Origin of the sequence: Rhodococcus olei (assembly GCF_039540555.1) — a bacterium.
GTDB classification, from domain to species: domain Bacteria; phylum Actinomycetota; class Actinomycetes; order Mycobacteriales; family Mycobacteriaceae; genus Rhodococcus_G; species Rhodococcus_G olei.
In genome coordinates this window covers 65,551-75,985 of record NZ_BAABFB010000009.1, presented here as the reverse complement: position 1 = coordinate 75,985, position 10,435 = coordinate 65,551, and the positions used below count along the sequence as shown (strand labels likewise).

Below are 10,435 nucleotides of genomic sequence, written 5' to 3'. Positions count from 1 at the left end.
CGTCAGCCCTCCTGATTCGATTCGGTCGAGGCCGGAGCCTCGGCGGTGGCGGCGCGACCGGCCTCGGTGCTGGTCGCGGTGGTGCCCGAGGCACCGGAACGACGCGGGCGGCTCGGACGCTCACGACGCGGACGCTCGGCCGGGGCCGCGGCGGACAGCTCACGCTTGCCACCGACGATGTCGCCCTTGTAGATCCAGACCTTCACGCCGATGCGGCCGAAGGTGGTCTTGGCCTCGTACAGCCCGTAGTCGATGTCCGCGCGCAGCGTGTGCAGCGGAACCCGACCCTCGCGGTAGAACTCCGAGCGGGACATCTCGGCGCCGCCGAGGCGGCCTGAGCACTGCACCCGGATGCCCTTGACGTTCGGCTGACGCATGGCCGACTGGATGGCCTTGCGCATGGCGCGACGGAACGCGACACGGTTGCTCAGCTGCTCGGCAACACCCTGGGCCACGAGCTGGGCCTCGGCCTCGGAGTTCTTGACCTCGAGGATGTTGAGCTGCACCTGCTTGCCGGTCAGCTTCTCCAGCTCGGCGCGGATGCGATCGGCCTCGGCGCCGCGGCGGCCGATGACGATGCCCGGACGCGCGGTGTGGATGTCGACGCGAACCCGGTCCCGGGTGCGCTCGATCTCCACCTTCGCGATGCCGGCCCGCTCCATGCCGGTGGCGAGGAGCTTGCGGATCGCGACGTCTTCCTTGATGTACTCCGCGTACTGCTTGTCGGCGTACCAGCGGGACTTCCAGTCGGTGGTGATACCCAGTCGGAAGCCGTGCGGGTTGATCTTCTGGCCCACTACTGAGCACTTCCCTTCCGGCGATTGCGGTTCGAGGCGCCGGCCTTGGGCAGGCTCTCCACGATCACAGTGATGTGGCTGGTGCGCTTGCGGATGCGGAACGCACGGCCCTGGGCACGCGGCTGGAAACGCTTGAGGGTGGCACCCTCGTCCACGTACGCGGTGGCAACGACCAGCGTGCTCGGGTCGAGCCCGAGGTTGTTCTGGGCGTTGGCGGCGGCGCTGGCCACAACCTTGGCGACCGGCTCGCTGGCGGCCTGCGGCGCGAACTTCAGGATGTTCAGGGCGTCCTCGACGGAACGACCACGAACCAGGTCCACGACGCGGCGCGCCTTCATCGGGGTCACGCGCACGTGGCGCGCAACCGCCTTGGCGGTGGGATTCTGGGTTTCAGTGCTCATCGACGCTTGCTCTTCCGGTCGTCCTTGATGTGACCCTTGAACGTGCGGGTCGGTGCGAACTCACCGAGCTTGTGACCGACCATCGAATCGGACACGAACACCGGCACGTGCTTGCGACCGTCGTGGACGGCGAACGTGTGACCGATGAAGTCCGGGATGATGGTCGAACGACGGGACCAGGTCTTGATGACCTGCTTGGTGCCCTTCTCGTTCTGCACGTCCACCTTCGCGAGGAGGTGGTCGTCGACGAACGGACCCTTCTTAAGACTGCGAGGCATCCTTCACTCCCTCCTAGCGCTTCTTGCCGGTACGACGGCGGCGGACGATGAGCTTGTCGCTCGGCTTGTTGGGCTTGCGGGTGCGGCCTTCCGGCTTACCCCACGGGCTGACCGGGTGGCGACCACCGGAGGTCTTGCCCTCACCACCACCGTGCGGGTGGTCGACCGGGTTCATCACGACACCACGGACGGTCGGGCGCTTGCCCTTCCAGCGCATACGGCCGGCTTTGCCCCAGTTGATGTTCGACTGCTCGGCGTTGCCGACCTCGCCGATGCTGGCGCGGCAGCGCACGTCGACGCGGCGGATCTCACCCGACGGCATGCGCAGGGTCGCGTACGGACCCTCCTTGCCGAGGAGCTGGATGCTGGCGCCGGCCGAGCGGGCCATCTTCGCGCCGCCACCCGGACGCAGCTCCACCGCGTGGATGGTGGTACCGGTCGGGATGTTGCGCAGCGGCAGGTTGTTACCGGGCTTGATGTCGGCCGCGGGGCCGGACTCCACGAGCGCACCCTGCTCGAGGCCCTTCGGCGCGATGATGTAGCGCTTCTCGCCGTCCCGGTAGTGCAGCAGCGCGATACGCGCGGTGCGGTTGGGGTCGTACTCGATGTGAGCGACCTTGGCCGGCACGCCGTCCTTGTCGTTGCGACGGAAATCGATCAGCCGGTAGGCACGCTTGTGTCCGCCACCCTTGTGACGGGTGGTGATGCGTCCGTGGGCGTTACGACCACCGCGACCGTGCAGCGGGCGGATGAGCGACTTCTCGGGCGTCGACCGAGTGATCTCGGCGAAGTCCGAGACGCTCGAGCCGCGGCGGCCCGGGGTAGTCGGCTTGTACTTACGGATTGCCATGAGTCTTCTCGTCCTCTATATCTCGTCAAGTCCCGCCCGCTTACGCGACCGGTCCTCCGAAGATCTCGATGGGCTTGCTGTCAGCCGAGAGGGTCACGAGCGCGCGCTTGGTGTCCTTGCGCTTGCCGTAACCGAACTTCGTCCGCTTGCGCTTGCCCTGACGGTTGGCGGTGTTGACGCTGGTCACGGTGACGCCGAAGACCTTCTCCACGGCAATCTTGATCTGCGTCTTGTTCGAGTCCGGGTGCACCAGGAAGGTGTAGGTACCCTCCTCGATCAGTCCGTAGGACTTCTCGGAGATGACCGGTGCGAGCAGGATGTCGCGGGGATCAGCGATGGTGGTCACTTGCTCTCCTCCTTCTGCGCCGACTCGGCCGGGCCGTGCACGAACGCGTTGAGGGCCTCGACGCTGAACACGACGTCGTCGCTGTTGAGGACGTCGTAGGTGTTCAGCTGATCGGGGGCGATGGGGTGCACACCCTCGAGGTTCTGCACGCTCTTCCAGGCAGCGATGTCCTCGCGGCCGACGACGAGCAGGACCTTCTTGCGATCCGAGATCTCGCCCAGGAACTTGCGAGCGCTCTTGGTGGACGGGGTCTGCCCGGCAACAAGTTCGGTGATCACATGGATGCGCTCGTTGCGGGCCCGATCGGAGAGGGCACCGCGCAGGGCGGCGGCCTTCATCTTCTTCGGGGTCCGCTGGCTGTAGTCGCGCGGCTTCGGGCCGTGGACGATGCCACCACCGGCGAACTGCGGCGCGCGGGTCGAGCCCTGACGGGCGCGGCCGGTGCCCTTCTGCCGGTACGGCTTCTTGCCACCGCCGCGAACCTCGCCGCGGGTCTTGGTCGAGTGCGTGCCCTGACGCGCCGCGGCCAGCTGAGCGACGACGACCTGGTGCATCAGCGCGATGTTGGCCGTCACGTCGAAGATCTCGGCGGGCAGGTCGACGGTGCCGTTGGTGCCACCGTCAGCCGTGCGGACGTCGAGAGTGAGCTTGGTTGCGGTCTCGGTCATGCGGACGCACCACCCTTCACTGCGGTCTTGACGATCACGAGGCCGCCCCGGCGGCCGGGGATCGCACCCTTGATCAAAAGCAGGCCGGCCTCGGCGTCCACCTTGTGGACGGTGAGGTTCTGCGTGGTGACGCGGTCGTTACCCATGCGGCCCGACATGCGCATGCCCTTGAACACGCGGCCGGGGGTGGCGCAGCCACCGATCGAGCCCGGGCGACGGTGCACCGCCTGCGCACCGTGGGAGGCACCCTGGCCGGCGAAGCCGTGGCGCTTCATGGTGCCCGCGAAGCCCTTGCCCTTGGAAGTGCCGGTGACGTCGACGTAGGCGCCGTCCTCGAACTCGGCAGCGGTGAGCTCCTGGCCGACCTCGTACTCGCCGGCGTCCGCGACGCGCAGCTCGACGATGTGGCGGCGGGGGGTGACCTCGGCCTTGGCGAAGTGGCCGGAGACCGGCTTGTTCACCTTGCGGGGGTCGATCGCGCCGTACGCGAGCTGGACGGCGCTGTAGCCGTCGCGCTCCTCGGTGCGGATCTGGGTGACGACGTTCGGTCCGGCCTTGACGACGGTGACCGGAACGACCCGGTTGTTCTCGTCGAAGACCTGGGTCATTCCGAGCTTGGTGCCCAGGATGCCCTTGATCTTGTTCTCAGTCATTGTTGTTGTCTCCGCCGCGCTCACTGGATGTTGACATCGACGCTCGCCGGCAGGTCGATGCGCATGAGCGCGTCGACCGTCTTGGGCGTCGGGTCGAGGATGTCAATCAGCCGCTTGTGGGTACGCATCTCGAAGTGCTCGCGCGAGTCCTTGTACTTGTGCGGCGAACGGATGACGCAGTACACGTTCTTTTCAGTCGGCAACGGCACCGGCCCGACCACACGGGCCCCGGTACGGGTCACCGTCTCCACGATCTTGCGCGCCGACGCGTCGATCGCCTCATGGTCGTAGGCCTTGAGCCTGATGCGGATCTTCTGTCCCGCCACGCTTGTGTCCTCTTCCTTGCCCGATGTGATTAGGCCCTCGCGCCCCCCGGAGGGGACGCTCGTTTGCACGTAGACCCGTCAGGGGCTACCTCGTCTGCACAGTTCCCACCCGGTTCCGGACGGAGACGAACGTTGGCGATCGGAGTCGTACCGATGCCGATCGGGGGACCCGATCCGCTGCCGCTGTTCATCTGTCATGGAACTGCTCCGGTCCACGCGGTCGGGCGTGTCGCCCTCCCGCTCATTCCCCGATCCGAATTTGCACACGGATCGGCCAGCGGAATGTGTTCCGGCCCGCGCTCCGATGGAGCACGGATGGTCACTGCTTCCGTCTTGTCGACGTTTGTCCTGCTTCGGCCCGACACCGCGGCGCAGTCACTGCACCGGTGCGTCCGACGACCCTCTTCCAGCCAGGCGAAAGCCGTGCGCGTGCACGTCCCTGGCCCAGGCAACCTGAACAGTATGCCGGAGACGTGCTCCGACTTCAAATCCGGTCGGATGGATAACTTACTTTCAAGTAAGATAGGGGCATGACGACCGCGACCTACCGCAGCTGGCAACGACTGCCCCACAACAGCCTCGGCTCGGCCCTGTTCTCCCTCGGCATGTGCCTGCGGGTGCCGTACTTCGCCACGGTGCTCCCCCGCGTCACCGCGCTCCAACCGGGCCGCTGCGAGGTCCGCGCCCCGAAGTGGTGGGGGGTGCACAACCACATCGGCACCTTCCACGCGATCGCCGCGTGCAACCTGGCCGAGGCGGCGATGGGCATGCTGGCCGAGGCCACCGTCCCGGCCACCCACCGGTGGATTCCCAAGGCGATGAACGTGCGCTACCTCGCGAAGGCCACGACCGGGTTGACCGCCGTCGCCGAACTGCCCGGCCCGCTCGACCTCGCCGCCGTCACCGAGGGCACCGACGTCCTCGTCCCGGTCGCGATCCGGGACAAGGCCGGCATCGAGGTCGTGCACGCCGACATCACGATCTGGGTCACGCCCGCGTAACTCCACCGGCCGTCGGGTATGACCCTCGGCCCCATCCCCGACCCCCGAAGGAGACGAGTTGACCCCGCCTGTGAGCGACGACCGCGGCCGGCCCGGCAAACTTCGAGTGACCGACGTCACGGACGCCGCCGACAACCCGTCGTCCCCCCGACACACTCCGCCCTCACCGCCGCGACGAGGGAACACACGCCGAACGGGCGCCGGACGGTGCCGCGGGCCCGTGCACCACCGGCGACGTCCGGGCGATCTCGGGCGCCGGTCAGCCTCGGCGTATTCCGATGCATGACATACTCGCGTGCATGCCTACACCCCACTCTGCCGTCCTGGTCGAGGGAATCCGCAAGTCCTTCGGTGAAGTGCAGGCGCTCAGGGGGGTCAGCTTCGAAGTTCCTCGCGGAACGGTTCTCGGTGTACTCGGCCCCAACGGCGCCGGTAAGACGACGACGGTCAACGTCCTGTCCACGTTGCTGCGCCCCGATTCGGGTCGCGCCGTCGTCGCCGGCCACGACGTCGTCACGCAGGCGCCCGCGGTGCGGCGCTCGATCATGATGACCGGTCAGTACGCCGCGCTCGACGAATCGCTCACCGCACGCGAGAACCTCGTGCTGTTCGGACGACTGATGGGATTGAACCGGCAGTCCGCCAAGGCGCGCGCCGACGAGCTGCTGCGCCAGTTCGACCTCGAGTACGCGGCCGAGCGGAAGGTCGCCGGGTACTCCGGCGGCATGCGCCGCCGCGTCGACATCGCGTGTGGCCTGGTGACCCGGCCCGAGGTGGTCTTCCTGGACGAGCCGTCCACCGGCCTCGACCCGCGCAGCCGGCAGGGTGTCTGGTCGCTGGTGTCGACGCTCAAGGATCAGGGCATCACGATCCTGCTGACCACGCAGTACCTCGAAGAGGCCGACGTGCTCAGCGACAACATCGTCGTCATCGACAAGGGCACCGTGATCGCCGAGGGCACCGCCGATCAGCTCAAGGAGCGCACCGGCGGCAGCTACTGCGAGGTGGTGCCGTTGCGGCTGGCGGACCTGCCCCGGGTACACGCGGTGCTGACCAGCCTGGTGCCGCCCGAGTACGTCACCGAGACCGGCCACGACCGGCTGTCGATCCCGGCCCAGTACGGTGCGCAGACCCTCGCCGAGGTGTTGCGCCGACTCGACATCTCCCGGATCCCGCTCGCCGACATCGCGCTGCGCCGACCCTCGCTCGACGACGTCTTCCTGGCGCTCACCGGCCAGCCAGCCGCCGAAGGGAACGAAGAAGAAGCATCATGACCGCGATCGCTGCGCGCGCAGCCAAGTCCGACGGCAGGCCACCGGAGCCGGAGTCCCGAGTGGTGGCCCGACCCGGTCGCCACCGCCGCCCCGAGCTGACGGCGACGGGCCAGTGGTCTGCGCTGACGGGGCGCAACGTCCGGAGCATGTGGACCAACGGCCAGTTCTTCATCGCGGTGCTCGCGCCGGCGATCTTCACGGTCGGTTTCTACCTGCCGCTGCGGTTCGTGATGAAGTTCCAGGGCATCGACTACGCCCAGTTCGTCATGCCGATCATCGTGCTGCAGGCGATGGCGTTCACCGCGATCTCCGCCGCGGGCAAGGCCGCCGTCGAGGCGTCGAACGGCATGAACGCGCGGTTCCAGACGATGCCGATCTTCGCGGGCGTGCCGTTGGCGTCCCGGATGGCAGCCTCGTTCGTACACTGCACGATCTCGCTGATCGCCGCCATCTGTTACGGCTACGTCATCGGGTTCCGCTTCAGCGGCGGGCCGGCGAACACCGCCCTGTTCATCGGGATGTCGCTGGCGATCGCGATGACCCTGTCGCTGATGGGCGACCTGATCGGCACGCTGAGCAAGAGTCCGGAGATGACCAGCCAGGCGCTCACCCTGCCCCAGCTGATCCTCGGCATGTTCTCGGCCGGCTTCGTGCCGGTGTCGCAGTTCCCCGAGTGGTCCCAGTGGTTCGTACGCAACCAGCCGATCTCCCAGTTCTCGATCTCGATGCGGGCGATCGCGGACGGCACCGCCAGCCTGCACCTGATGACGCCGTCGATCCTGTGGTGTGTGGGACTGTTCGCGGTCTTCACACCGCTGACGGTGTGGGCGAATGTGAGGCGGGGATGACGACGACCGCACCGCCCACCCACGAGCGCCGCGAGGCCGCCGACCTCACCCAGGTGACGTTCCACGAGACCACCGAGGTGTTCCCGGAGACCTCCCGGCAGGCGCTCGTCACCCACAGCCTGCTGCAGACCCAGCGGCTGCTGCGCCGATGGACGCGCGATCCGTTCACGATGCTCCAGGCGATCGTCTACCCGGCGCTGATGCTCATCATGTTCAACGCGGTGCTCGGGATCTCGGTGACCAGGGCGACCGGCATCAACAGCGTCTACGGCTACGCGCCGATGATCGCCCTCGTCGGCGCGATGTTCGGGTCGATCGCCAGCGGCATGCAGCTGAAGATGGAGTGGCGCAAGGGACTGCTGAGCCGGTTCTGGATCCTGCCGGTGCATCGGGCGTCGGGACTGGTGAGCCGCCTGCTGGCCGAGTCGGTGCGCATCATGCTGACGACGGTGCTGATCCTGCTGGTCGGCGTCGCCCTCGGCTTCCGGTTCAACCAGGGGGTTCTCGCCGGAATCGCGCTGCTGTTCGTGCCGCTGTTGATGGGCATCGGGTTCGCGACGATGGTGACCGCGTTGTCGGTGACCTCCGCGAAGCTGCCCCTGGTCGAGTTGCTGTCGCTGATCTGTTCACTGCTGATGTTCTTCAACTCCGGATTCGTCCCGACCGCGGCGTACCCGACCTGGTTGCAGGGCTTCGTCGAGAATCAGCCGATGTCGACGGCGATCGACGCGATGAAGGGCCTGAGCCTCGGCGGGCCGGTCGCCGAACCGCTGATCAAGACCGCGCTGTGGTCGGTCGGCGCGATCGCGCTGTTCACGTGGCCCGCGATCCGCGGATACCGCAAGGCCGCAGGCACCCCGGCCTGACCGACGCTCGTCTCGGCACAGCGGCTGTACGCCGGCCCGCGGCGCAAGCCGCGGGCCGGCGTACTCAGCTCGGTGCGAGCACGGCGCGGAATGGCGTGCTCAGCACGGTGCGAACCGGCGTGCTCAGCACGGTGCGGCGTGGCGCGTGGCGTAGGTCGGGTCGAGGGCGACCTGGACGATGTACACCGACCGTGGGTCGGCGGTGAGCGCCGCGTGGTCCACCCTCCTGGACTGGCATCCGTCCTGCACCCACACGTTGTGCACGGTCGCGCCCGGTCCGGCGGTGAGGAACGTCGCGGCGGGCGGAGTCGAGACCCGGTCGTCGCGACTCGCGACGACGGTGTAGTCGATTCCGGCGTCGGTGTCGCCGCCTGCGTTGAGCGCCCGCAGGAACGGCGACCCCACCATCTGCTGGACGTACGAAGGCCCGACGGTGGCGCCGGCGAGGTCGATCACCGGAACTCCGACGGCCTGGGCGAGCGCCCCCAGCACCTGAACGTCACCGAAGGTCGTGCCGTGGTTGGTCGCGCCGAGGGTGACCAGTGTCCGCACGGCGTTCCGTGCCGGATTCGCATGATCCGCGCCGCCCCCGAAACGCAGGTACTGACGGGTGAGCGTGCCGCCCTGCGAGTGGCCGACGATGTCGACCTGGGCGGCACCCGTCGCGGCCCGAACACGGTCGACGAACTCGGCCAGTTGCCTCGCCGACTCGTCGATGTCGGCGCCTCCGACCATTCCGAGCAGGTTGCCGTCGAGCAGACCGCCGTCGCGCCCGTAGTCGATGGCGTACACGCAGTAGCCCTCCGCAGCGAGCGCGGGCGCGAGGTTCTTCCAGGTCACTGCCGCATCGGACCACGTCCCGTGGACGAGGACCACCGGTCGCGGATGCGCCGCCGAGGGCCGGCACCCCCAGTCGTTGGCCCCCGCGAGCCGTGCGGTCACCGGAGCGGCCGCCGCGGCGTCACCCGAGGACTGCGCGGTCGCGGTCGGCGCGGCGGACAGGAGTGCGGCCACGCCGGCCAGGGCGAGGGTGCACATTCTGGTCACCATCGGCATGTTCACTGTTGCTTTCTCGTCATTGCCTACACCCCCGCGGTGTGGACTCCCCCGACTCCAACTCTCAACCTAACATTGAGACTTCAGTTCGCTCGGCGACGGTCGTCACGGACCGCGCGCCGGATGACCCGGAAGACGTGCCTGCTCTCCGGAAGCCACCCCAACCACATGAACACGTGGAACGCCTCGTCGTACTCGTACACCCGGACGTCGAGCCCGTCGCGGGCCGCGGTCGTCGCGAGCGCTCGGCAGTCGGCCACCAGCAGGTCCCGGGTCCCGACGAACACCTCGACCGGAGGGAGCCCGGTCAGGTCGCCGAAGATCGGACTCACCTCGGGGATCTCCGGTGACTCGGTACCGGCCCAGTCCTTGCCGAACCGACGCAGGGCCGCCACTTCGAGGATCGGCTCGTGCCGCACGAGATCGACGATGTCCGGATTGTTCAGCGTCGCGTCGAGCCACGGCGAGAACAGGAACAGCCGGGGGGACGGCGGCAGCTCCCGATCCCGGATCCGCTGTGCGACGGCGTACACGAGGCCGCCGCCGGACGAGTCCCCGGCCAGGTACGGACCCTCGGCCTGCTCGGCCGCCAACTCCTCGTACAGCGCGGTCATGCGGTCCAGGGCTTCTCGGTGGGTACCCTGCGGCGCCAGCTCGTATGCCGGCACCACGACCCGCAGTGCGTTGTCGACCGCGAGCTTGGCGACCAGCTTCCAGTGGCCCTGCCGGAGCGGTGTGCTGTGGCCGCCGCCGTGCAGGTACATCATCACGGCGGCCGCGTTCGTCCGGCGGGGAGCCACCACGTAGACGGGCAGCCCGTCCCGGATCTCGGCGGTGATCGTGCAGGTCGTCCGCACCCACCACGGCGGCTGTTCCGGCCCCATCTCCTGAAGTGCGGCACGCCGACGATCCGCGTCCGATTGCGACATCGGCGTCCGCAGCCGCCGTGCGCGCATCAGCATCGAGGCCAACGCACGCATCGGCAGACTCGCCCGATTTCCCCCCACCTGCAGGGTGTCCACCTCCTCGTTCAATCGATCGATCATCCGCCGAACAACCAGGCGAAATCGC

14 protein-coding genes are annotated in these 10,435 nt (G+C 68.1%); 4 read left to right on the top strand and 10 right to left on the bottom strand.

Annotation, left to right across the window (positions count from 1 at the left end):
• Positions 1-2 precede the first annotated feature (2 nt).
• From rpsC to rpsJ, 8 genes are read right to left on the bottom strand one after another with little or no spacing between them, the layout of a single operon-like run.
• Positions 3-797, bottom strand: a complete 795-nt coding sequence (rpsC, locus tag ABD951_RS01380) for a 30S ribosomal protein S3 (protein ID WP_345341309.1) — start codon at positions 795-797, stop codon at positions 3-5.
• Positions 797-1,198 carry a 50S ribosomal protein L22 gene (gene rplV / locus ABD951_RS01375; protein WP_345341307.1) on the bottom strand — a complete coding sequence of 134 codons (402 nt, stop codon included), beginning with the start codon at positions 1,196-1,198 and terminating at the stop codon, positions 797-799. The genes rpsC and rplV overlap by 1 nt, the downstream gene beginning before the upstream one ends.
• Positions 1,195-1,476 (bottom strand): 30S ribosomal protein S19, encoded by a 282-nt coding sequence (gene rpsS / locus ABD951_RS01370; protein WP_005518370.1) that lies wholly within the window; start codon positions 1,474-1,476, stop codon positions 1,195-1,197. The genes rplV and rpsS overlap by 4 nt, the downstream gene beginning before the upstream one ends.
• A gap of 13 nt (positions 1,477-1,489) precedes the next feature.
• Complete coding sequence (rplB, locus tag ABD951_RS01365; protein ID WP_345341303.1) at positions 1,490-2,326, bottom strand: 50S ribosomal protein L2; 837 nt, start codon at positions 2,324-2,326, stop codon at positions 1,490-1,492.
• Between the two features lie 40 nt (positions 2,327-2,366).
• The gene (gene rplW / locus ABD951_RS01360) at positions 2,367-2,672 is read right to left on the bottom strand and encodes a 50S ribosomal protein L23 (RefSeq protein WP_194825858.1); all 306 of its coding nucleotides are present in this window, start codon (positions 2,670-2,672) and stop codon (positions 2,367-2,369) included.
• Positions 2,669-3,340: a 50S ribosomal protein L4 gene (gene rplD, locus ABD951_RS01355; RefSeq protein WP_345341298.1), complete on the bottom strand. Its 672-nt coding sequence runs from the start codon at positions 3,338-3,340 to the stop codon at positions 2,669-2,671. Before rplD ends, rplW begins: the two co-directional genes overlap by 4 nt.
• Positions 3,337-3,993 carry a 50S ribosomal protein L3 gene (gene rplC / locus ABD951_RS01350; protein ID WP_345341296.1) on the bottom strand — a complete coding sequence of 219 codons (657 nt, stop codon included), beginning with the start codon at positions 3,991-3,993 and terminating at the stop codon, positions 3,337-3,339. The genes rplD and rplC overlap by 4 nt, the downstream gene beginning before the upstream one ends.
• A 20-nt stretch (positions 3,994-4,013) precedes the next feature.
• Positions 4,014-4,319, bottom strand: a complete 306-nt coding sequence (rpsJ, locus tag ABD951_RS01345) for a 30S ribosomal protein S10 (RefSeq protein WP_003938093.1) — start codon at positions 4,317-4,319, stop codon at positions 4,014-4,016.
• A 530-nt stretch (positions 4,320-4,849) separates the two neighbouring features.
• Between rpsJ and ABD951_RS01340 the strand changes: the two genes are divergently transcribed.
• From ABD951_RS01340 to ABD951_RS01325, 4 genes are all read left to right on the top strand, one after another.
• On the top strand, positions 4,850-5,320 hold the full coding sequence (locus ABD951_RS01340; RefSeq protein WP_345341294.1) for a hotdog fold domain-containing protein: 471 nt from the start codon (positions 4,850-4,852) through the stop codon (positions 5,318-5,320).
• A gap of 299 nt (positions 5,321-5,619) precedes the next feature.
• Entirely contained in the window at positions 5,620-6,594 is a 975-nt protein-coding gene (locus ABD951_RS01335) for an ATP-binding cassette domain-containing protein (protein ID WP_345341292.1), read from the top strand.
• On the top strand, positions 6,591-7,442 hold the full coding sequence (locus ABD951_RS01330; RefSeq protein WP_345341290.1) for an ABC transporter permease: 852 nt from the start codon (positions 6,591-6,593) through the stop codon (positions 7,440-7,442). Before ABD951_RS01335 ends, ABD951_RS01330 begins: the two co-directional genes overlap by 4 nt.
• Positions 7,439-8,308, top strand: a complete 870-nt coding sequence (locus ABD951_RS01325) for an ABC transporter permease (protein ID WP_345341288.1) — start codon at positions 7,439-7,441, stop codon at positions 8,306-8,308. The genes ABD951_RS01330 and ABD951_RS01325 overlap by 4 nt, the downstream gene beginning before the upstream one ends.
• A gap of 123 nt (positions 8,309-8,431) precedes the next feature.
• On the opposite strand, the gene ABD951_RS01320 is transcribed toward ABD951_RS01325, so the two are convergent.
• Positions 8,432-9,370, bottom strand: a complete 939-nt coding sequence (locus ABD951_RS01320) for an esterase/lipase family protein (protein ID WP_425569751.1) — start codon at positions 9,368-9,370, stop codon at positions 8,432-8,434.
• Between the two features lie 77 nt (positions 9,371-9,447).
• A complete protein-coding gene (locus tag ABD951_RS01315) occupies positions 9,448-10,410 on the bottom strand; it encodes an alpha/beta hydrolase fold domain-containing protein (protein ID WP_345341284.1) in 963 nt (320 codons plus the stop codon).
• Positions 10,411-10,435: the final 25 nt, after the last annotated feature.

Bases quoted from the DNA above. Each gene is read 5' to 3' on its own strand.
- rplV (WP_345341307.1), bottom strand. From the start codon at position 1,198: ATGAGCACTGAAACCCAGAATCCCACCGCCAAGGCGGTTGCGCGCCAC.
- rpsS (WP_005518370.1), bottom strand. From the start codon at position 1,476: ATGCCTCGCAGTCTTAAGAAGGGTCCGTTCGTCGACGACCACCTCCTC.
- rplB (WP_345341303.1), bottom strand. From the start codon at position 2,326: ATGGCAATCCGTAAGTACAAGCCGACTACCCCGGGCCGCCGCGGCTCG.
- rplD (WP_345341298.1), bottom strand. From the start codon at position 3,340: ATGACCGAGACCGCAACCAAGCTCACTCTCGACGTCCGCACGGCTGAC.
- rplC (WP_345341296.1), bottom strand. From the start codon at position 3,993: ATGACTGAGAACAAGATCAAGGGCATCCTGGGCACCAAGCTCGGAATG.
- ABD951_RS01340 (WP_345341294.1), top strand. From the start codon at position 4,850: ATGACGACCGCGACCTACCGCAGCTGGCAACGACTGCCCCACAACAGC.
- ABD951_RS01335 (WP_345341292.1), top strand. From the start codon at position 5,620: ATGCCTACACCCCACTCTGCCGTCCTGGTCGAGGGAATCCGCAAGTCC.
- ABD951_RS01330 (WP_345341290.1), top strand. From the start codon at position 6,591: ATGACCGCGATCGCTGCGCGCGCAGCCAAGTCCGACGGCAGGCCACCG.
- ABD951_RS01325 (WP_345341288.1), top strand. From the start codon at position 7,439: ATGACGACGACCGCACCGCCCACCCACGAGCGCCGCGAGGCCGCCGAC.
- ABD951_RS01315 (WP_345341284.1), bottom strand. From the start codon at position 10,410: ATGATCGATCGATTGAACGAGGAGGTGGACACCCTGCAGGTGGGGGGA.